Source organism: Kitasatospora sp. NPDC088742 (genome assembly GCF_055584905.1).
The window spans coordinates 134,274-155,558 of the sequence record NZ_JBVJLD010000006.1 but is presented as its reverse complement, the minus strand read 5'-3'; the positions used below and the strand labels follow the sequence as shown (position 1 = coordinate 155,558).

The window sequence follows — 21,285 nt, the reverse complement described above, 5'->3', positions numbered from 1 at the left end:
CGAAGACGGGGAAGCCGCGTCAGCCCGGCAGGCCGTCGCGGATCCGGCGGGAGACGGCGAACTCCTGGAGGTCCAGCGTGCCGGGCGAGTCGGCGACCCCGGGGCCGCCCGCCTTCACCCAGTCGGTGATCTCGTCCAGCATGTCGTCCTGCAGCACCCAGCCGAGCCAGACCGGACGCCCGCCGGCCGCGCGGCCCTCGGCCGAGGGGCTGACCACCACCACGTTGGAGTGGTCGCAGGCGTCCAGGCAGGGCACCGCGCGGACCCGGCCGGCCGCGCCGACGCCCTCCCGCAGCCGCACCAGCTGCGCCGCGTGGTCCACCTCCGGGTGGCGCCGCTCCGTCCCGCAGCAGCATCCCCGGCAGACCGTGACGGTGACCGGGGCCGGGGCCGCCGCGGCGGCCTCCTTGCGGGGGCGACGAGCCATCAGTTTCCTTCCGACGGGGGCCCGGCGGCGTGGCTGCCGGGGCCGTGTTGCGGGCGCCGGGGAGGACTGGCGCCACCCCCGTGATCCCCTGAATTCTGCACCACGGCCCCGGACGCCCCCCAGGGTGCGTCAGTACGGCCGCCGCCATGACGGAGCGTCACGGCCCCGGCCGCCCGCCGTGCGGTCCGTCCGGCCGCTGCTTACGGTGGCCGCGACCGCACCCCGGACCCTCCGGGGGCGGACCGGAGGTTCGACTCATGATCACGGCCAGCGACATCATGCACGCCGGTGCCCAGTGCGTCCGTGCCGACCAGACCCTGCTCGACGCCGCCATGATGATGCGGGACATGGGCGTCGGCGCCCTGCCGATCTGCGGCGAGGACCAGCTCCTCAAGGGGATCGTCACCGACCGGGACATCGTCACCCGATGTATCGCGGAGGGGAAGGACCCGTCGACGATGAAGGCCATGGAGCTCAGCGGCCACCTGCACTGCGTCCGGGCGGACGACTCGATCGACGCGGTGCTGAAGAAGATGGAGCAGCACCAGATCCGCCGGATCCCGGTGATCGACGGGGAGCGCCTGGTCGGCATGATCAGCGAGGCCGACCTCGCGATGGGTCACCGCGAGGGCGGCCGGCTGACGGACAAGCAGATCATCGAGTTCATGGACAGCGTCTACATGAAGCGCTGAGCCCGCACGACCCGGCGGCGGGTCAGGCGGTGGCCTCGGCCGCCGCCCGGCCCGCCGCCCGGCCGGAGAAGAGGCAGCCGCCGAGGAAGGTGCCCTCCAGCGAGCGGTAGCCGTGCACCCCGCCGCCGCCGAAGCCGGCCGCCTCGCCCGCCGCGTAGACGCCCTCCAGCGGTGAGCCGTCGGCCCGCAGGACGCGCGAGTCCAGGTCGGTCTCCAGCCCGCCGAGCGACTTGCGGGTGAGGATGTTGAGGCGCACCGCGATCAGCGGCCCGGCCTTGGGGTCGAGCAGGCGGTGCGGGGTGGCGGTGCGGATCAGCTTGTCGCCCAGGTAGCGGCGGGCACCGTGGATGGCGGTCACCTGGAGGTCCTTGGAGAAGGGGTTGGCCAGCTCGCGGTCCCGGGCCTCGATCTCCCGGCGCAGCTCGGCCTCGTCGATCTGCGGCCCGTCGGACTTGGCGTTCATGCCGCGCACCAGCTCCGTGAGCGAGTCGGCGACCACGAAGTCCACCCCGTGCCGCTTGAAGGCCTCCACCGGCCCGGTGGCCCCGGGCAGCGCCCGGCCGAGCACCCCGCGCACCGACTTGCCCGTCAGGTCCGGGTTCTGCTCCGAGCCGGAGAGGGCGAACTCCTTCTCGATGATCTTCTGGGTGAGCACGAACCAGGTGTAGTCGTGACCGGTCGTCATGATGTGCTCCAGCGTGCCCAGGGTGTCGAAGCCCGGGAAGAGCGGGACCGGCAGCCGCCGCCCGCGCGCGTCCAGCCAGAGCGAGGACGGGCCGGGCAGGATCCGGATGCCGTGCTTCGGCCAGATCGGGTCCCAGTTCTCGATGCCCTCGGTGTAGTGCCACATCCGGTCGCCGTTGATCAGGTTCCCGCCGGCCGCGCCGGCGATGTCCAGCATCAGGCCGTCCACGTGCGCGGGCACGCCGCTGAGCAGCTTCTGCGGCGGGGTGCCGAGCCGGGCGGGCCAGGCCTTGCGGACCAGCTCGTGGTTGCCGCCGATGCCGCCGGAGGTGACGACGACCGCCTGGGCGCGCAGTTCGAAGGAGCCGGCCACCTCGCGGGAGCTGGACTCGCCGCGGGCCACCTGACTGGGCACCAGCACCTCGCCGGTGACGGTGTCGACGGCCCCGGCGGTGGCGGACAGGCCGGTGACCCGGTGCCGGAAGCGCAGCTCCACCTGCCCGCGCGCGGCGGCGGCCCGGACCCGGGCGGCGAAGGGGGCGACCAGGCCGGGCCCGGTGCCCCAGGTGATGTGGAAGCGCGGCACCGAGTTGCCGGGGCCGGTGGCGGTGAGGCCGCCGCGCTCGGCCCAGCCGACCACCGGGAAGAAGCGCACGCCCTGGCCGTGCAGCCAGGCCCGCTTCTCGCCCGCCGCGAAGGCGACGTAGGCCTCGGCCCAGCGGCGCGGCCAGGCGTCCTCCGGACGGTCGAAGCCGGCCGTGCCGAGCCAGTCCTGCCAGGCGAGTTCGTGCGAGTCCTTGATCCGCATCCGGCGCTGCTCGGGCGAGTCCACCAGGAAGAGGCCGCCGAAGGACCAGTGCGCCTGGCCGCCGAGCGAGGCGGCCGGCTCCTGGTCGAGGAGGATCACCTTCCGTCCCGCGTCGACGAGTTCGGCCGTGGCGACCAGGCCGGCCAGCCCCGCTCCGATCACGATGACGTCGGCGTCCAGTGCCACGGGGGTCCTCCAGGGGTGCGGGGGTGGTGTCGGGATTCTCTGGCCTGGACGGGGCCCGGTCAACCACCGCGCGGGAGATTTCCGATCCACCCGGTAGCGGAATTCCGCCGACAAACGATCCGGCAAGGAGCGGAAATACCAGTCGAGTTGACGCAGCCAATGGATTTCCGCAACACCCCTGGACAGCCCTATTAACCTGCCAGTAACTTACTTGTCGGTAAAGCGAATTCCCCCACCATGCGTTTCTCTCCACCCCTCAGGAGGAACCGTGCTCCGCCATGCCCGGAAATTCTTGGTCGCCGCCGCCGCATTGGCCGCGTTCGCCGCCCCCACCACCGCCCAGGCCCAGACCGGCGCCATCGCCGGATCGGGCCCCTACGTCGCGCTCGGCGACTCCTACGCCGCCGGTGCCGGCGTTCCCGGCCAGTCCGCCGGGCTCTGCCTGCGCTCGGACCACAACTACGGCCACCTGGTCGCGGCCGCGCTGAGCAGCCCGGCCTACACCGACGTCACCTGCGCCGCCGCCAAGGTGAAGCACCTCACCACCGCCCAGTACGACGCCTTCATTCGGGTCAACGACCCGCAGCTGGACGCGCTGCGGCCGGACACCGGGCTGATCACCCTCGGCGTCGGCGGCAACGACCTCGGCGTCACCGACCTGGGTGTCGGCGACGTGATCGGCGTCTGCATCGCGGGCGCGGTGGTCAACCCCTTCGGCACCCCGTGCAAGGACGTCTACGCCGACGGGCACTGGGAGTGGCGCGACTGGTCCTTCCAGTGGGTCTACGGCGAGGACAGCCTGCGCGGCCGGATCGCCGGGGCGGCGCCCCAACTCGCCGACATGCTACGGAAGATCCACGCCAAGTCGCCCAACGCCAAGGTGCTGCTGGTCGGTTACCCGTCCGTGCTGCCCGAGGACGGTCGCAGCTGCATCGGCCGCCAGCCCGTCACCCCCGGGGACGTGGACTACCTGCGGGGCGTGCTGGGCGAGTTGAACGCCATGCTGGCCCGGACCGCCGCCGCCAACGGCGCCACCTACGTGGACACCCTGTCCCCCACCAGGGGCCACGACGCCTGCTCCTCGGACCGCTGGGTGGAGGGCGCGCTGCCGGGCTCCCCGGCGGTGCCGTTCCACCCGAACGCGGCCGGGGAGCGGGCGATGGCCGGCGCGGTGCTCAAGGCACTGGGCCGGTAGCCGGAAAGACCGCAGGGCGCGGACCGGAACTCCGGTCCGCGCCCTGCGGCTCGTCACGTCACGGCTTGATGCGGACGATCTGCGGGTCGTGGTCGCTCGCCTGCTGGGCGAACTCGGCGTTGATGTGCACCACGTCGTACTCCGCGTGCTTCAGCGCCGGGCTGACCAGGGTGTGGTCCAGCACCTGCGAGTTGCCCTGGAAGACGTAGGAGTAACGCTCGTTCGCCGGAAGCTCGTTGACCAGGTCGCGGAGCACGCCGTCCTTGGTGAGGGCGGTCAGCGCCGGGGAGAACTGGAAGTCGTTCAGGTCGCCGAGCGCGACCACCCGGGCCTTCGGGTCGGCGGCCAGCAGCTTGGCCACGAAGGCCTGCTCGACCTGGGCCTGCTTGACCCGCTGCACCTCGGAGGAGCGGGTGGGCGCCTGGAACCGGCTGTCCAGGCCCTGGTCGCCACCCTTGCTGTTGAAGTGGTTGGCGATCACGAAGATCTTCTTGTTGTGGAACATGAACTCGCCGACCAGCGGCTTGCGGCTGGTGGCCCAGGCCTCGTTGCCCGGGTCGATCCGGCCCGGGGAGGCGGTCAGCGAGGCCCACTTGCCGGAGCCCGTCACGTCCACCGCGGTGGTGGCGTTGCCACCCGCGATGTCGTTGAAGGAGACCCGCTGCGGGTTGAAGAGGAAGGCGGTGCGGATGTTGCCGCCCGGCTCGCCGCCGTCCTTGTTGTTCTCCGGGTCGATGGTGCGCCACTCGTAGGCGGGGCCGCCTGCCGCGCGGATGGCGGCGGTGAACTTGGCCAGGGTCTGGCTCGCGTCCACGGTGCCGTCGTTGACCGCGCCGTTGTTGTCCTGGATCTCCTCCAGCGCCACGATGTCGGGCGAGCGCAGGTTGGTGACCACGCCCTTGGCCAGCTCGGCGAACTTCGAGTCCGGGTCGCTCGGGTCGAGGTTCTCCACGTTGTAGGTGGCGATGGCGACCTCGCTGGGCAGCGCTCGGTCGGTGACCTCGCGCTGGAGCTGGTTGTCCACGTGCTCGCCGATGGTGTTGGCGACCACGGTGTAGCCGCCGAAGCGGTTGTAGTCGAGCGGGCCCGCGGTGCCGCCGTAGAGCTCGTCACCGACGTTGGCCACCGGGAACGGCCGCTGGGCCTCGGGCAGCGCCGACTGGACCATCAGGCGGCCGGAGTTCTGGCCCTGGTAACCGAGGTACGCGGCGCCGCCGCGCTCGGTGCGCGGCTCGGTCGGACGGACCGTCACCCAGAGCTCGTGGTACTCGTCGGTGGCCTGCACGACCCGGGCGTGGCCGAGCTCGACGTTCATGCCCTCCAGCGACTCGAAGCGGTCGAGCGCGTAGGCGGCGGGCTTGAGCGGCAGCGGCTCGATCGAGCCGCCGGCCGCCTCCGGGGCGTACGCGGCCGGGATCGAGCACTCGTCCAGCAGCACGGCCTCGGGCACCGGGTTGCCGGAGGAGCGGACGGTGAGCTGAGGGTTGGTCAGCTGGGTGAGCGACTGGCCGCCCGCGCTGAAGGCCGGGTAGTACTCGGCGACCTTGCCGGTCACCAGCACCGAGTCGCCGACCTTGACGGCCGGGTCGGCGCTGCCGGTGTAGACGAACAGGCCCTCGCTGGTGGCCGGGTCGGCGTCCGGGTTCGGGTCCTGGAACCAGAAGCCCTTGGAGCCGGACGTGCGCACGGCGGTGACCACGCCGGGGACGCCCGCGATGGTCTTGCCGGTCAGCGGGGAGAGCCGGGTGGTGCCCTGGATGTCGTGGATCCGCACGGTGCCCGGGTCGGTCGGGCCGGTGCCGGTACCGGTGTCGCCGCCCTCGGCCGCCTCGCCCTTGCTGTTCACCGGGGACGGCCCGCCGGCCTTGAGGTCGGCCGCGTTGTCGTCGGTGTCCGGCAGGCCCGAGGTGCGGGCGACCGAGGCGGTGTTGCTCGCGCCGGCCGCCGGGCCGGAGCCCTCGCGGACCACGGCGGTGCCGAAGCCGACCAGGTCCTTGATCCGCGGCTCGGCGGCGCAGTCGGCGGCGGTCTTGCAGGTCAGCGGGGCGGTGCCCTGGACCAGCGCGACGGTGCCGCTGGTGCCGGAGAGCGCCAGGGTGCCGGTGGCGTCCGGGGTGGGCAGCGCGACGGTGCCGCCGGTGCCGGCCGCCTCGGCGACCAGGTAGCGGCCGCCCTTGGCGATCGAGCCGGTCAGCGGGGTGACGCCCCACTGCGAGCCCGCGCTCGGGGTGCCGGGCAGGTACTGCACGCTGTACCCGTCCAGCGCGAGGGCGGCGGTGCCCTTGTTGGCCAGCTCGATGAAGTCGTTCTTCAGCGTGGCACCGGAGTTGCCACCGCCGCCGTACACCTCCGAGACGACCGCGTCGGCCGAGGGCGCGGCGAACGCGCCGGGCAGCGGGACGAGCACGAGCGAGGCCGCGACACCCGCGGGGAGCAGGGTGGCGCGCAGCAGGGCGCGACGCGAACGGGGGGCGGTGGGCTTGGTCACCGGGCAGGGCTCCTCGGTCGGATGCTCCGGCGGTCGTGGGGTCGCCGGGAGCTGAGGGTGGATCAGGCAGCGTCTTGGGGACCGCTACCCGTGTAGATCGATTACCGGCCAGTACCGGCGGCCCAAAGATACGCGCGTAGAAAATGACACGACAAGACTCCGTCAGTTAACAATCGGCAACGGCCCGAACACCGTCGGCCCGCCACCCCCAGGGCGGGGGCGGCGGGCCGACGGTCCGTCAGGTGCGGGATCAGACGTGGCGGCGGAGGTTGCCCGCCAGCTTCTCCCAGGTCATGTGGGCACCCTTCTTGTACATCCATTCGGTGATCGGGCAGGTCCAGCTGTCGATGCAGTCGTCCATCCAGCTGTCACCGGCGGTGTGCCCGTGGGTGGTCAGGTAGAGCCGGCCCATGCCGATCCGGTCCGTCCGCCCCTTGGTGATGGTGAACTGGATGTAGGAGTTGCGACCGTGCACGACGCTGCCCTTGCGGGTGCCGAGCTTCAGGGTGTTCGAGCCGATGTAGGCGACCCGGACGTTGAAGTTGATCTTGTACCCGAAGACCGAGTCCCGCAGGTCCATCTTCTGGCCGACGTGGGTGATCTTGTTGGCCCGGCCGGCCAGCGGGAAGATCTTGCCGAAGTGGTCCATCCAGTAGCGGAACAGGCCCTTGGCGCTCTTCAGGCCGTTGCCCAGGTCGAACTTGAACGAGTAGTCCAGGGTGCCGGAGGTGTCCCGGCAGTTCACCGGGTCGCCCGAGCAGTAGACGTAGGCGTTGGCCCCGCCGTTCGGCACCGGGTCGACCGACAGGAAGCGGCCGGTGGCCGGGTTGTAGAGCCGGGCCCCCATCATCACCGCGCCGGTCAGCGTCTCGCTGGAGCGCAGCTTCTCGCCGAGCCAGTTGTACCGGGTGCCCGGCTGGCCCGAACGCGGGTTGCCGTACTCGTCGTTGTCCAGCACCCGGAGGCTGTCGGCCGGGTCCAGCGGGAGCTGGAGGGCCACGTCGCCGTGGATGTTGGCGAACTGCAGCACCACGTCGCCGGTGGCCGAGGTGGTGGCGCCGAAGGAGCCGCCGGCCGCGTCGACCATGCGGGTCAGCTCGTTGGTGGTGGCGTCCTCCACGATCCAGCGCGGGCTGTCGCCGTCACCGGAGTAGTGGTTGACCTTGCCGCCGGTCGGGGTCCAGGTGCCGTCGGTGAGGCTCTCGACGGTGAACGAGCGGTTGCGCAGGTTGGCGTCCAGCTGCCAGGTCTGCCGCTGGTCCGCGGTGGACTGACGGCGCACCAGGTCGTTGGCGTACCACTCCAGGGTGGAGCCGGGCAGCGCGGTGGTGCGGCCGAGCGCGTCGTAGCCGTACCCGGCGTCGACCAGGCGGTCGGCACTGTCGTAGGTGTGGGTGACGGTGCTCCCGCCGCCGGTCGGGCAGGCCGCGCCGGCCGCGCCCTCGGCGGTGGTCAGCGAGGTCCGGTTGGCCCGCTTGTCGAAGGTGTAGGAGCGCTTGGTGCAGGTGTCGCCCACGGTGTCCTGAACGGTCGTCAGGCGGCCCATCCGGTCGTAGCCGTAGTCCTGCGAGGACCAGCCGGCGTGGCTGGTGAGCTCGCCGTTGGCGGCCCGGGTGACGCTGTCGGCCATCACCACGGCGCCGTCGGAGTCCCGGGTGTAGACCCGGGAGGTGACCGCGCCGGCCGGGTCGCGCTCGACGGTCAGGCTGTACCCGCCGGGCAGCTTCTCGCTGCGCACCTCGCCGTCGGCGTCGTAGCTCACCGCGAAGGTGCCGGCCACCGAGTCCACGGTGCGCACGGCCATGCCGCGCGGCTCGACCTCGGTGTCGTAGACGTAGGTGACGCTGGAGGGCACCGAGTCGGAGGTCCTGGCCAGCCGGTTCAGCAGGTCGTACTCGGCCCGGGTGGTGGCGCCGTCGGCGTCGGTGTACGCGATCAGACGGCCCAGCCGGTCGTACTCGCGGGTGATGGTGCCGCCGGTCGGCGAGACGGTCCTGACGGCCCGTCCGGTGACCGGGTCGTACTCGGTGGTGCTCTGCGGCACGGCCTCGCCGAGACCGCCGGCCAGCTTGACCTCCAGGGCGCGGCCCAGCGCGTCGTAGCTGGTGGTGTTGGTGCGGGTGGTCGAGCCGACGGTCTCGGTGACCTTGGTCTGCTGGCCCCACCAGTCGTACTCGGAGCCGATCACCGGCAGGGTGGACGGGTTGCTCCCGCCTCCGGTGACCGCGCCGGCCGGGCCGGTGGTGCAGGCCAGGTCGGCCCACTCCGGGCGGCCCTGGCAGGCGCCGGTGCCGGTGGCGGACCAGTAGCCGGTCACGGTGGTGGCGGCGTCCGTGCCGGTGGCACCGGGCAGCAGTTCCTTGACCGCGCGGCCCTGGGCGTCGTACTCCACGGTGTGGGTGACGGCCTGTCCGTTCGGGTCCTGGGTCTCGCGGACCGGCAGGCCCTTGGCCCAGTCGTAGGCGGTGTCGGTGATCCGGGCGTCCGCCATCAGGGTCGGGTACTCCAGCGGCTGGAGACCGGCGGTGACCCTGGTCACCTGGTCCTCGACCGTGGCGTCGGCGGTGCGGCCCTGGTCGTACTCGCTGACCGTCCAGTTGCGGCCGACCAGGCTGCTGCCGGTGGGCAGCACGGTGGCGGCGCCGTTCTTCAGGTCCTCGGTGAGCTCGACCCGGCGCAGCGGGCCGAAGGTCTCCAACGCCCGGGTGCCGGTGGGGTTGTAGAGCGTGCGGGCGGAGAGCAGCTCGGCCCGGGCGGCCGCGGCCAGGCCGGTGATGCCGAGGTCGGACTGCACCTCACGGTCCGCGGCGCTGACACCGAGGGCCACCGCACGGTTGGCGGCCGACAGGGCGCGGACGGTGTTGCCGCGCGCGTCGTACTCGGTGGTGGTGAGGTGGCCGCCGGGGACGGCGGTGTTCACCTCGCGCCCGGAGGCGTTGGTGTAGGTGATCGCGGCCCGCTTGTAGGCGGCCGGGGTCAGCGCCGAGCCGGCGTTGCCGGCCGGCACCGCGTCGGGCGGCAGGATGGCCGTGGCGTCGGTCGGGGCGTCGGTCTGGCCCCAGGCCGCGACGTCCGAACCACCCAGCTGGTAGGGGGCGTTGGCACCGGAGAGCGGCACGTCGTAGACCACCGTGGTGGTGGCGGCGCCCTCGAGCACGTCCTTGGTGCCCGGCTTGAGGCCGGAGCGGGAGACCGAGAGCAGCATGCCGTCGCCAGCGGTGGCGGAGTTTCCGGCCTTGCCGTAGCTCAGGGTCCACGGCAGGTCGGTGCCCGGGGTCAGCTTGGTGACCCGGCCGGCCGCGTCGTAGTCGTAGGCCACCGGGGCGGCCTGCGGCTGGAGCGGGTTGCGCTGCTCACGCAGCTTGCCCGCCGCGTCGTAGCGGTAGGCGGAGACCACCTTGGCGGTGGCCGCCGCGGCGCCCGGCTCGGTCGCCCAGAGCCTCAACTCCTTGACCTGGCCGGCGAAGTCGCCGAAGGCGGCGTCGGTGCCGGTGGTGGTGTCGGCGTAGACGTACTCCAGCACCCGGCAGCCAGCCGTGCTCGGCACCGAGGCGCAGGTGGCCGTGGTCACCGCGGAGGTGGGAGCGATCACCAGCTTGGGGCGGGAGAGCTTCTTGCCACCGACCGTCACGGCCTCCGAGGTGACGGTGGTGGTGGAGTCGGCGAGGCCGTTCTCGGCGCTCGAGGCGATCCGCCAGGTCGGCTGCGCGGCATCGGACTTGGTGAAGGTGACGCTGTCGCCGCCGGTGTCCTTCAGGGTGAAGGAGGTGGTGAGGCTGCCGGTGAGGGTGAGCTCCTCGGCGCCCGGCTCGGGCCTCCAGCCGCCGCCGCTGGTGGTGGCGGTGAAGCCGTAGGCGCGGCCCGCGTTGTCCACCAGTGCGACCGAGGTGGCCGAGGTCTGCCTGACGTGGGACCAGGCCGTCTCGTTGATGTCGATGACGGTGCCGGCCGACCACTCCGGGCCGAAGATCGGCGCCTGGCCGTCCTCCTGGGCGCGCGGGTTGCGCGAGGAGAGCGAGCGGGTGGAGGAGACCTGGAACGCCGAGGCGTCGGTGGCCGAGAGGGTGTAGTCACCGGTCAGCAGGTTGACCGTGCCGGGGCCGTGCGCCTCGACCGGCGCGGTGCCCGCCTTGCGGTCCACCGTCACGGTGTTGGGCTCGGAGGCGTCGGTGGCGGTGCCGTCGGTGAAGACCGCCCGCACGTCCACCGTGCCGTCCTGGGCCAGCGTGTCGGTGATGTTCCAGTTCAGCAGGGCGGGCTTGCCGGAGGGCGCGGCGAACGGCCAGGCGGTGACGGCGGCGCCGGCCGTGGTGGTCACGTTGGCGACCGGGACATCCTTCCAGGCGTCCGCCTCGCCGCGCCGGTACTGGTACCTGACGCCGGTGTAGCTGCTCTTGCCCTCGGCCTGCAGCGAGGTGCGGCGGGCCGGGCGCTCGCCGTCGCCGGGGGCGTTCAGGGCCGAGCCCTTGCCCGCGAAGAAGGTGTACGCCCTGTCGGCGGAGAGGTTGCCCGCCGCGTCCCGGGTGTGCACCGTGACAGTGTGCTGGCCGGCCTTGAAGGTGAGCGCCTTGGTGACCGCGGCGCCGGTGGTGGCGACGGTGACCCAGGCCCCCGCGTCCAGCTTGTACTGGATGTCCTTGACGTCCGAACTCGGCGGCGTGAAGGTGAAGTTGCCGGAGAAGTTGCCCGAGCCGTCGGGGCTGCCGGACCACGCGCCGGCCGGGAAGTCGGCCGAGCCGATGGTGGTCGCGCCGGGCGCGGTGGTGTCCACCGTGAAGGTCTGCCAGGCGGACCAGGTGCCGTTCGAGATCAGGCCGTCCGAGACGGCGGCCCGCCACTTGTACGCACCGGGGGCCAGCGCGGTGGTGGAGGTCCACGGGGCGTTGGTGCCCGAGGCGACGAAGGCCGACTTGCCGGTCTGCAGGGCGGCGGTGCCGCTGGCGGCCCAGATCTCGTAGGTGAGCTGGACGGTGTTGCCGTCCGCGTCGGTGGCCTTGCCGGTCAGGGTCGGCGTGGAGTCGTTGGTGAGCGCGCCCGACAGCGGGGAGATCGGCGTGGCCGCGCCCGGCTTGGTGTTGTAGGTCACCGACAGGTAGGGCGTGTTGGAGGCCGCGTTGCCGGAGTTGAACTTCTTCCAGGCGTACTCGTCGGTCTCGTCGGTGGCCCGGATGCCCAGGGTGTTGTTGGCGTTGCCGTTGTTGGCCCAGGCCTGCGCCAGCGTGGTGATGTCGGTGTTCACCCAGCCGTCGCCGCAGGAGCTGGAGTAGCCCTTGGTCGAGGTGGAGGAGGCCCACTTCTTGTTCCAACCGGGCTGCGCGGTCCAGCGGGTGGCGGTGGTGGCGCTGCCGGTGTCCCAGACCTCCCAGCCCTTGGCCGTGCAGGACCAGGAGTGGAAGTTCCAGAGGTTGAGCTTGGCGCTCTGGATCTGCTTGCCGGTGACCTTCGCCATCGGGAACTGCAGGAAGGAGCGGGCCACCTGGCCGGAGCCGTTGTTGCCGAGCTTGAGCTCGGTCTGGCTGGAGACGTCGGTGGCGTAGCCCTGCTGGACGAAGGTGTCGAAGCCGACCCCGAGGTTCACCGCCGGGTCGACGGTGACGGGGTACTGGGTCTTCGGGTCGTTCAGGAAGGCGGCGTCCGGGGTGAGCGTGAGCTCGACTGCGTCGCCGTGCTGACTGACCTTCAGGCCGACCGGGGCGGTGTTCCGGTGGTCGCCGGTGCGCGGGTCCACCTGGGCGTCCCACATCACCGGGGCGGGCAGCACGCCCGCCTCCTTGCCGGTCCTCGGGTCGACGAAGGAGACCGAACGGTCCTCGTTCGCCCGGGCGGTGAGGCCCTTGGCGTCCAGGGTCATGGTGACCGAGCCGTTGGCCGCGACCGCGGAGCGGTCCTTGAGTTCGAGGAACTGCTCGAATCCGGTCCGGGTGGACTCGATCACCAGGTCGGTCGCGGTCAGCGCGTCCGCGTACCGGGCCCTGGAGCCCTCCAGGGTCGGGGCGGGCAGCTCGCCCCGCCAGTTGAGGGTCATGGCCGGTCCGCCCTCGCCGCCGTGCAGGGTGACCAGCGGGGTGCTCGGCACCTCTCCGGTGGCCTCACCGGCCGAAGGTGCCGCCGCCGCACCGGACTTGGCCTTGCCCTTGGGGGCGGCGCTCCTGCCCGCCAAGGTGAGGCCGAGCGGGTGGCCCTTGGCGGTGACCTTGCCGTCCGCCTGCTGGACCAGGGCGACGTCCACGTCCTGCCACCGGCCGGCCGCGTCCTTGAACCGGACCGGGCCGGTGGCCATGTCCTGGGTGGTCGAGCCGTCCGGGTTGGCCCAGAGCGTGACCGTCTCCGAGCGGGCGTCCAGGATCTCGATCCGGCGGTTCTCCAGCCGGGCCTTCACCCGGGCGCTGGCCTCGTCCTTGGCCGTCGCCGGACCGGCCGTCCTCGGCACCGAGGAGGGCAGCTCGATCCGCGCCGAGTTCGGGGCGACGGCGAAGGCCTGACCGGTGCTCAGCACCGCGACGCCGCACTCGGCGGCCATCAGCACCGAGAGCGCGACGGCGAGCGGCCGCAGGCCGGTGCGGCCGCTCCGCGCGCCGGGGGAGGACGGCGGGGCACCGCCGCCGGGAAGGCGTGACATGGATCTCCTTGAGGGCATGGCCATGACAGCCACCCGCCGGTGGCGGGCCGCTGCCGCGGGGGGACTCGGGGGAGGAAATGGAGAGTGGGGACCGGCCGGAGGGCAGGTGGCCCGGCGGAGCCGGGACGTGCCCCGGCCTCCGGCCGGTTCAAGGGGTGTGACGGTTGATCAGATCCAGGCGGCGTGACGGTGGATCAGGTCCAGGCGGCCACGGTCAGCCCGGCGTGTGCGGCCGAGCCCAGCACCCGGGCCAGCAGCAGCTGCGCCTGCACGGCCGCCGCGGCCCGGGAGGCCGCGCGCAGGAAGAGCACCAGGCCGATGCCCTCCGGCAGGGCCAGCGCCCGGACGTGCTCCAGCCCGTCGGCCGGCGCGGCGTGCGCCCAGAGCGCGTCCTGCACGGCGTTGGCCTCGTCCGACCCCGGCGGGCCGGCGTCCGGGCGGACCAGGACGAGATCGACGGCGTGCACGGCGCGGTCCCAGCGGCGGCCCGTCCGGTCAGACCCGGCCGGACTCGGCCGGGGCGTCCCAGCCGATGCCCTTGCCCGCCAGGACGGACCGCTTCGCCGGAGCGTCCCAGCCGATCCCGTCGCCGGCCAGGAGGTCCTGCCCGGGGGCGGCGACGGCCAGCACGGACCAGGCCGCGAGAGCGGTGGTGAGGAGAGCGGCGGCACGACGGGCGGAGTTGAGCACGGTGGTTCCCGGTTCTCTGGAATCTGATCTTCCGACACCCCGATCCTGCCCGTCCGCGCGCCGCCCCGTGGAGGGCCTCCCGGCGGCACGAACATGCCTGGCAGCATCCTGCCCGGGCCGCCCCCCCGCCCCGCCCGGGCCCGTCCCGCCGCGGACGGGCTTGCGCACCGGACGCACGGAATGTGAAGATCCGGATCACGCGCGCGACGCGTACACGACGAGCTGTGGGGGACTGCCGACGTGCTGGAACTCCTGGGCCTGGACCCGACCGCCGAGGCCGTCTACCGCGAGCTGCTGGCCCGCCCGGACGACTGCCTCGCCGAGCTGTGCGAGCGGCTCTCGCTCTCCGAGCCGGTGGTCCGCGAAGCGCTGGACCGGCTCGCCGACCTCACCCTGCTGCGCGCCTCCCGGGACCATCCGGGCCGGCTGCGCCCGGTCAGTCCGGAGCGCGGCCTGGAGCTGATCCTGCGCCGCCAGGAGGAGGAACTCGCCCGGAGGCAGCAGGAGTTGGCGCTCAGCAGGGCGGCTGCGGCGCGGGCCGTGGCGGAGTACGCCGACCTACGGCCGGGCACCGGCGCGGTACAGGCCGAGCGGCTCCACGGGCTGGACGCGATCCAGGCCAAGCTGGAGGTGCTCACCGAAGGCCTGACCGAGGAGTGCCTCTCGGTGATGCCCGGCGGGGCGCAGTCCGCCGCCAGCCTGGAGGCCTCCCGGCCGCTGGACCAGGACGCGATGGCGCGCGGCGTCCGGCTGCTGACGCTCTACCAGGACTCCGCGCGCAACGACCTGCCGACCTTCCTCTACGCCCAGTGGATGGCCGGGCTCGGCGGCCAGGTGCGCACCGCCCCGATGCTGCCGCCCCGCCTGCTGGTCTTCGACCGCCGGGTCGCGGTGGTCCCGATCGACCCCGCCGACACCAAGGCCGGAGCCCTCTGCACCACCGAGCCGGGCCTGGTCGCCTCCCTGGTGGCCCTGTTCGAACAGGCCTGGGACACCGCGACTCCGCTCGGCGCCGACCCGGCCTCCTGCCGGGACACCGGCCTCAACCCCACCGAGCGCGAACTCCTGCGCCTGCTCGCCACCGGCCTCACCGACGAGGCCGCCGGCAAGCGCCTCGGCGTCTCCGTCCGCACCGTCCGCCGCCAGATGGCCGCCCTGATGGAGCGTCTGGACGCCGCCAGCCGCTTCGAGGCCGGCCTCAAGGCGGCCCGGCGCGGCTGGCTCTGAGCCACCGTCACGGCCGGGCAAGCCCGGCCCATCCCCCGGACGGGTGGCGTCGGCACGGCGGGGAGGCCACCGGGCCCCGGCCCAGGTATAACGAGGAGCATCCGGCCTTGCCTGAAAGCGGTGTGCAGGATGAATCCGACCTCCAGGACGATGGGCGTCGCCGCCATCGCCCTCCTGCTCACCACGGGGATGCCGACGGCCCGCGCTGCCGACCAGCCGCGCACAGTCGCCTACTTCGCCGACTCGCCACTGCCGGACAGTGGCACTCCCGTCGTTGACCTGCCTGGTCCCGCACAGGACCAGCTGACGCCACCTCCGGTTGAACCACGGACGGCCGCACCACGTGGGTACGTGCTGCGGAAGGGCGCCCCAGCGACAGACTACGTCTACAACTCTGCCGACGTGTGAGCGATCGAGGCCCGTTGCAGTGGTTCCTCTTGCGAACCGGTGCAGCAGGTGAAGCTGGGGCTGAAGGAGTATCTGTTCGGTGGCGAATCACGACGGTGGCGACTGACGCTGAACTCCGCGCCTTGGTCGGGGCCGGGCAACTTCTCCGCCTCGTACACGTATGAGTGCGGCGTGAACATCGAGGGTGCGACCGACCAGACCTGTTCCACTTGGAAGGCCGATGGCGCAGATGGACCCACCTCAGGTGCGGCACCTGATGGCGCGGAGTTGAACCACGCTTTCGGGAGGACCGTCGATGTGGTCAGGTTCCCGTCAGAGGGGCCGGGCTCCGTGGGATCCACCGGGGTGGGTGTTCCCGGAGGAGGGGTGGTTCTGGGCGTTCGAGCCGCGGCCCGCTCGATTGCTGGTGCCAGGTCCGGCCGGTCTGGCGGGGAGCCTGGACGAGTGGGCGGCGGAGTGGGACGGTCGAGCAGCAAGGGTGCGGCGGACCCAGGGCCCGGACGGTGAGCCGGTCGAGCTGTGGGTGGACGAGGAGTGGGGTGTACTGCTGCGTGCGACCTCGACCGCATGCGGGTACCTGGAGGAGCTCACAGAACTCACCTTCCCTGCCGCACTGCCGGAGGAGCCGTTCGGACCGGTCACCGAGGCAGACGCGGCTGAGCTCCACCGTTACGAGAGCGTACGGGCCCACTTCCGGGACCGGCCGCTGCCGGCCCCGGTCGACGGAGACCCGGAGACGGGGTACCTGGTGGTGGACCTCGACCCGCTCCCGGCGGCCGGGCTCCCGACCGGCGCGCAGCTGGTGCGGCAGCCGCTCGGGGACGCGCCCTACCTGGCCGGCTGGGCGCTCAACCCGGCGGTTCACCTGCACCGTTGGCGGGACGCGCGCTGGCAGTGGGCTCTCGTGCTGACAGGCCGTCCGCTGACGCCGGGGCAACTGGCGGCGGTCGCGGACGGCCTGCGGGAGGAGTGAGGGCTCCCTGGGATCAGTCGTTGGCCGCTGCGCCCTTGGCCATGGCGGCCGTCCAGCGCTCCTCGACCCGGGCCAGCTTCCAGTAGCCGTAGGCGGCGGCCCAGGTGAGGACGAACAGGCCGACGATCGCGTAGCCGACCAGGTCGAGGTTGATCGCGCCGATCCAGGCGACCGGGCCGGAGGTGATCTCCAGCTTCTCGCCCAGCAGGCCGACCAGCTCGATGGTGCCGATCACCAGCGCGACCAGCACCGAGAGGCCGGTGACGGTGAGGTTGTAGTAGATCTTGCGGACCGGCTTGGAGAGCGCCCACTCGTAGGCGAAGTTCATGAACGAGCCGTCGATGGTGTCCAGCAGGCTCATCCCGGCCGCGAACAGCACCGGCAGCACCAGCAGCGCGTACCAGGGCAGTTGGAAGGCGGCCGCGCCGCCGGCCAGCACCAGCAGCGAGACCTCGGTGGCGGTGTCGAAGCCGAGGCCGAAGAGCAGGCCGACCGGGTACATGTGCCAGGGCTTGGTGACAGCCCTGGTGACCTTGCCGAGGATCCGGTTGAGGAAGCCGCGCTTGTCGAGCTGGCGCTCCAGCTCGGCCTCGTCGTACTCGCCGACCTTCATCTTGCGGAAGACCTTGAGGATCCCGTTGAAGGCGCCCAGGTTGATCAGGCCGATCAGCACCAGGAAGACGCCGGAGACGCTGACCCCGATCAGGCCGGTGATGTCGTGCAGGGCGGAGTCGTCCGACTCGACCTGCCCGGCCAGCGACTGGATGCCGAAGGCGAGCAGCGCGCAGAGCCCGAAGACGATCGAGGAGTGGCCGAGCGAGAACCAGAAGCCGACCGAGAGCGGGCGCTGGCCCTGGCCCATCAGCTTGCGGGTGGTGTTGTCGATGGCCGCGATGTGGTCGGCGTCGAAGGCGTGCCGCATGCCGAGGGTGTAGGCGGTCAGGCCCATGCCGACGCCGAAGACCTGGCCGCCGACGTCGTACTCCTCGGGGGCGACCAGGGCGATCAGGGTGAACCAGCCGATCACGTGCAGGGCCAGCACGAAGCCGCCCATGCCGGCCAGCCGGATCCACTCCTCGCGGGTGAGCCGGTCGCGCAGTCTCGCGGGCGCAGCCATGCGGCGTTCCTCCAGGTAGGTCGCAGGTAAGTCGTACGAGATGCCCAGAGCGCTGAGCTGGGCCATCCTTCCCCCTGGCGGGGCGCAGTTGCAAGCCGTTCGCAACTGCGCCACCCCGGCGTACGGGAGCACTCGACGGCGACCGGGCGCTGCCCTGACGGCTCCCCAGCTCACACCCCGTCAGGAAATCGCCATAAATGTCCCCTATTGTCTGTTCCTGTGACCACGGATACCGAGCGCAAGGACGCCGCCCAACTCGACCGTTCCTTCTTCGGGCACCCCCGGGGCCTGCTCACCCTCTCCGGCCTGGAGGTCTGGGAGCGGTTCTCCTTCCTCGGCATGCAGGCCATCCTGGTCCTCTACTTCGCCGACTCGGTGGCCGACGGCGGCCTGGGCATGGCCCAGGGGACCGCCGCCTCGGTGGTCTCCGCCTACGGCACGCTGGTCTACCTGACCTCGGTGGTCGGCGGCTGGGTCGCCGACCGGATGCTCGGCTCCTACCGCTCCGTGCTCTACGGCGGGGTGCTGATCGCCTGCGGCCACTACACGATGTCGGTGCCCACCGCCGCCATGACCTGGGTGGGCCTGGGCCTGATCGTGGTCGGCACCGGCTTCCTCAAACCCAACGCGGCCACCCTGGTCGGCGGCCTCTACGCCACCGACGACGACCGCCGGGACGCCGGCTTCGCCCTCTACTACATGGCCATCAACATCGGCGCCTTCGCCGGTCCGCTGGTCAGCGGCTGGCTCGGCCAGAACAAGGGGTGGCACTGGGGCTTCTCCGCCGCCGCGGTCGGCATGACCTTCGGCGTGGTCCAGTACGTGCTGGGCCGCACCACCCTGCACCGCGGCCGGGGCCCGGTCCACCCGCTCACCTCCGCCGAACGCGCCCGCTGGGGACGCCTGGCCCTGCTCGTGGTGGCCGCGGTCGCCGCCGTCGGGCTGCTGCTCTGGGCGGTCGGCTGGCTCACCATGGACCGCGCCGTGGACCTGATCACCCTGGTCTCGGTGCTCGCCCCGATCGCCTACTTCGCCGTCATGTTCCGCTCCCCCGAGGTCAGCCGGGAGGAGCGCGGGCGGCTGCGCCCGTACGTGGTGCTCTTCCTGGCCTCGGTGGTCTTCAACCTGGTGCTGTTCTCCTCGTACACCACGCTGGCGCTGCTGGCCGTGGACCACGTGGACAACTCGATCTTCGGCTGGCACTTCCCCTCCAGCTGGTGGACCTCGATCCTGGGCGCCATCGAGGTGCTGCTGGCCCCGGTGGTGGCCGCCCTGTGGGCCCGGATGGACCACCACCAGCCGCACGCCTCCCGCAAGATCGCCTACTCGCTGTTCGCCGCCGGGGCCGCCTTCCTGGTGCTGGTCCCGGCCACCGCCGGCAAGAGCGGCGACTACCGGGTCGCCGGGCTCTGGCTGCTCGGCTGCTACCTCTTCATGGGCGTCGGCGACATCCTGCTGGAGACCACCGGCATGTCCGCCACCAGCAAGCTGGCGCCTCGTCACTTCGCCAGCCAGACCATGGCCGTCTGGTTCCTCTCGCTGGCCCTCTCCCAGGGCATCGCCGCCCAGCTGACCAAGCTCTACGGCGAGGTCTCCGACGCCGCCTACTACGGCTGGCTCGGCGCCTTCGCGGTGGCCGCCGGCGTCGCGCTGCACCTCGCGCTGCCCTGGATGCGCCGCACCATGCACCCCGTCCGCTGACGGCTCCTAGGAGGCCCACCGATGCAGCACCCGTCGCAGTACCCGTACGGGACCACCCGCGAGGACCTGCGCATCCCGCTCTCCGACGGGGTCGAGCTGTACGCCCGGATCTGGCGCCCCGTCACCGACGAACCGGTGCCCGCCCTGCTGGAGTACCTGCCCTACCGGCTGACCGACTGGACTGCCCCGCGCGACGCCCAGCGCCACCCCTGGTACGCCGGCCACGGCTACGCCTCGGTCCGGGTGGACGTCCGCGGGCACGGCAACTCCGGCGGCCTGCCCGGCGACGAGTACTCCGCGCAGGAGCTGGCCGACGGCGTCGAGGTGGTGGAGTGGCTGGCCGCCCGGCCCTGGTGCAGCGGGAAGGTCGGCATGTTCGGCATCTCCTGGGGCGGCTTCAACAGCCTCCAGATCGCCGCGCTGGCCCCCGAACCGCTCAAGGCCGTGGTCACCGTCTGCTCCACCGACGACCGCTACGACAACGACGTGCACTACATGGGCGGTTCGCTGCTCGCGGTGGACATGCACGCCTGGTCCGCCACCATGCTGGCCTTCGTCGCCCGCCCGCCGGACCCGAAGTACGTCGGGGACGACTGGCGCCGGATGTGGCTGGAGCGCCTCGCCGCCGTCGAGCCCTTCGTCCACCCCTGGCTCACCCACCAGGTGCGGGACGACTACTGGCGGCACGGCAGCGTCTGCGAGGACTACGGCGCGATCAAGGCCGCCGTGCTCGCGGTCGGCGGCTGGGCCGACCCCTACCGGGACACCGTGCTGCGGCTGCTGGAGCACCTGGACGCGCCGGTGCGCGGCATCATCGGCCCCTGGTCGCACCAGTACCCCGACCGGGGCCTGCCGCCCGGCCCCGCGATCGGCTTCCTCCAGGAGACCCTGCGCTGGTGGGACCACTGGCTCAAGGGCGTCGACAACGGCGTCATGTCCGAGCCCGCGCTGCGCAGTTGGATGAACGAGTCGGTGCCGCCCGCGACGGTGTACGCCAACCGGCCCGGCCGCTGGGTCGGTGACGACGGCTGGCCCTCACCCGACGTCCGGGAGGTCGGCTACGGCCTCGACGACGCGCTGCGCACCGCCGGCACCTCCGCCGACCGCTACGTCGAGGTCCGCTCCCCGCAGCACACCGGCATCGACGCCGGGCGGTTCTTCCCCTTCGGCAACGCCTCCGACCTGCCGCCCGACCAGCGCGAGGAGGACGGGCGCTCGGTCTGCTTCGACTCGCAGCCGCTGCCCGAGCCGGTCGAGGTCCTCGGGCGGGCCTCGGTGCGGCTGCGGGTGCGCAGCCGGGCCCGGCGCGGCCAGGTGGCCGCCCGGCTGTGCGACGTCGCCCCCGACGGCTCCTCCACCCTGGTCACCCGCGGCGTGCTCAACCTGAGCTCCCGTCAGGGCCGCGACCGGGTGGTCGAATGGACCCCGGGCGAGGTGGCGGACGTCTCCTTCGAGCTGGTCTCCATCGCCCACGCCTTCCCGGCCGGCCACCGCCTGCGGCTCTCCCTCTCCTCCGCCTACTGGCCCTGGATCTGGCCCCAGCCCGACCCCTCCGGCTTCGAGGTCGACCCGGGCCACAGCCGCCTCGTCCTCCCCGTCCGCCACCTGGCCGCCGACGCCGGCTCCCCGCCGGTCACCTTCGAACCCCCGGAGCAGGCGGTGGGCCTGGACGTGGTCTTCCCCGAGCCGCTCACCGCCCGCCCCGAACGCCTGCTGCTGCGCGACGTCGCCACCGGCGAACACCGCCTGGAGGTGGACCCCAACTACGGCGGCACCCGGATCTACCCCGACGGCCTGGTCTTCGACGAACACGCCCTGGAGTCCTACTCGATCCTCGCCGACTCCCCGCTCTCCGCCACCACCCGCTCCGACTGGACCGTCCGCCTCCAGCGCCCCGACATCGGCTGGGACACCACCGTCCGCACCCACTCCGAAATCACCTGCGACGCCCACCACTTCACCGTCCACAACCACCTCACCGCCCTGGAGGGCGGCGACGTGGTCTTCGAACGGGACTGGGAGCGGCGCATCCCCCGAACCGCGAGCTGAACCGCGAGCCGAACCGCGAGC

General features: G+C 72.4%; 13 protein-coding genes. 6 read left to right on the top strand and 7 right to left on the bottom strand.

Translation table 11 applies throughout. The features are described 5' to 3' along the window. Window positions 1–19: 19 nt before the first annotated feature. Window positions 20–427 (bottom strand): (2Fe-2S) ferredoxin domain-containing protein, encoded by a 408-nt coding sequence (locus tag ACZ6ZR_RS08420; RefSeq protein ID WP_465640689.1) that lies wholly within the window; start codon window positions 425–427, stop codon window positions 20–22. 257 nt (window positions 428–684) lie between these two features. Between ACZ6ZR_RS08420 and ACZ6ZR_RS08415 the strand changes: the two genes are divergently transcribed. Then, window positions 685–1,119: a CBS domain-containing protein gene (locus ACZ6ZR_RS08415; RefSeq protein WP_465640688.1), complete on the top strand. Its 435-nt coding sequence runs from the start codon at window positions 685–687 to the stop codon at window positions 1,117–1,119. A 22-nt stretch (window positions 1,120–1,141) separates the two neighbouring features. Here the strand turns inward: ACZ6ZR_RS08415 and ACZ6ZR_RS08410 are convergent, their stop codons facing one another. Next, window positions 1,142–2,797: an FAD-binding dehydrogenase gene (locus ACZ6ZR_RS08410; protein ID WP_465640686.1), complete on the bottom strand. Its 1,656-nt coding sequence runs from the start codon at window positions 2,795–2,797 to the stop codon at window positions 1,142–1,144. A gap of 268 nt (window positions 2,798–3,065) precedes the next feature. Between ACZ6ZR_RS08410 and ACZ6ZR_RS08405 the strand changes: the two genes are divergently transcribed. After that, window positions 3,066–3,992, top strand: a complete 927-nt coding sequence (locus tag ACZ6ZR_RS08405) for an SGNH/GDSL hydrolase family protein (protein WP_465640684.1) — start codon at window positions 3,066–3,068, stop codon at window positions 3,990–3,992. Between the two features lie 58 nt (window positions 3,993–4,050). Here the strand turns inward: ACZ6ZR_RS08405 and ACZ6ZR_RS08400 are convergent, their stop codons facing one another. From ACZ6ZR_RS08400 to ACZ6ZR_RS08385, 4 genes are all read right to left on the bottom strand, one after another. Beyond that, window positions 4,051–6,480 (bottom strand): endonuclease/exonuclease/phosphatase family protein, encoded by a 2,430-nt coding sequence (locus tag ACZ6ZR_RS08400; RefSeq protein ID WP_465640682.1) that lies wholly within the window; start codon window positions 6,478–6,480, stop codon window positions 4,051–4,053. A gap of 250 nt (window positions 6,481–6,730) precedes the next feature. Then, window positions 6,731–13,099: a DNRLRE domain-containing protein gene (locus ACZ6ZR_RS08395; RefSeq protein ID WP_465640680.1), complete on the bottom strand. Its 6,369-nt coding sequence runs from the start codon at window positions 13,097–13,099 to the stop codon at window positions 6,731–6,733. A gap of 194 nt (window positions 13,100–13,293) precedes the next feature. After that, complete coding sequence (locus ACZ6ZR_RS08390; protein ID WP_465640679.1) at window positions 13,294–13,566, bottom strand: hypothetical protein; 273 nt, start codon at window positions 13,564–13,566, stop codon at window positions 13,294–13,296. 28 nt (window positions 13,567–13,594) lie between these two features. Further along, window positions 13,595–13,789 carry a hypothetical protein gene (locus tag ACZ6ZR_RS08385; protein WP_465640677.1) on the bottom strand — a complete coding sequence of 65 codons (195 nt, stop codon included), beginning with the start codon at window positions 13,787–13,789 and terminating at the stop codon, window positions 13,595–13,597. A gap of 240 nt (window positions 13,790–14,029) precedes the next feature. Here ACZ6ZR_RS08385 and ACZ6ZR_RS08380 point away from each other — a divergent pair, with 240 nt between their 5' ends. Further along, the gene (locus ACZ6ZR_RS08380) at window positions 14,030–15,016 is read left to right on the top strand and encodes a helix-turn-helix transcriptional regulator (RefSeq protein WP_465640675.1); all 987 of its coding nucleotides are present in this window, start codon (window positions 14,030–14,032) and stop codon (window positions 15,014–15,016) included. An 886-nt stretch (window positions 15,017–15,902) separates the two neighbouring features. Beyond that, window positions 15,903–16,397, top strand: a complete 495-nt coding sequence (locus tag ACZ6ZR_RS08375) for a hypothetical protein (RefSeq protein WP_465640673.1) — start codon at window positions 15,903–15,905, stop codon at window positions 16,395–16,397. 13 nt (window positions 16,398–16,410) lie between these two features. Here the strand turns inward: ACZ6ZR_RS08375 and nicT are convergent, their stop codons facing one another. Continuing rightward, window positions 16,411–17,514, bottom strand: coding sequence for a Nickel transporter NicT (gene nicT, locus ACZ6ZR_RS08370; RefSeq protein ID WP_465640672.1), 1,104 nt, complete (start codon window positions 17,512–17,514; stop codon window positions 16,411–16,413). Between the two features lie 219 nt (window positions 17,515–17,733). Here nicT and ACZ6ZR_RS08365 point away from each other — a divergent pair, with 219 nt between their 5' ends. Both ACZ6ZR_RS08365 and ACZ6ZR_RS08360 read left to right on the top strand, forming a co-directional pair. Continuing rightward, the gene (locus tag ACZ6ZR_RS08365) at window positions 17,734–19,215 is read left to right on the top strand and encodes a peptide MFS transporter (protein WP_465640670.1); all 1,482 of its coding nucleotides are present in this window, start codon (window positions 17,734–17,736) and stop codon (window positions 19,213–19,215) included. Between the two features lie 21 nt (window positions 19,216–19,236). Further along, complete coding sequence (locus ACZ6ZR_RS08360; protein ID WP_465640668.1) at window positions 19,237–21,264, top strand: CocE/NonD family hydrolase; 2,028 nt, start codon at window positions 19,237–19,239, stop codon at window positions 21,262–21,264. The last annotated feature ends 21 nt before the right edge of the window (window positions 21,265–21,285 follow it).

Excerpts from the sequence above, each read along its gene's own strand:
- ACZ6ZR_RS08420 (WP_465640689.1), bottom strand. The coding sequence starts at position 427 with ATGGCTCGTCGCCCCCGCAAGGAGGCCGCCGCGGCGGCCCCGGCCCCG.
- ACZ6ZR_RS08415 (WP_465640688.1), top strand. The coding sequence starts at position 685 with ATGATCACGGCCAGCGACATCATGCACGCCGGTGCCCAGTGCGTCCGT.
- ACZ6ZR_RS08395 (WP_465640680.1), bottom strand. The coding sequence starts at position 13,099 with ATGTCACGCCTTCCCGGCGGCGGTGCCCCGCCGTCCTCCCCCGGCGCG.
- nicT (WP_465640672.1), bottom strand. The coding sequence starts at position 17,514 with ATGGCTGCGCCCGCGAGACTGCGCGACCGGCTCACCCGCGAGGAGTGG.
- ACZ6ZR_RS08360 (WP_465640668.1), top strand. The coding sequence starts at position 19,237 with ATGCAGCACCCGTCGCAGTACCCGTACGGGACCACCCGCGAGGACCTG.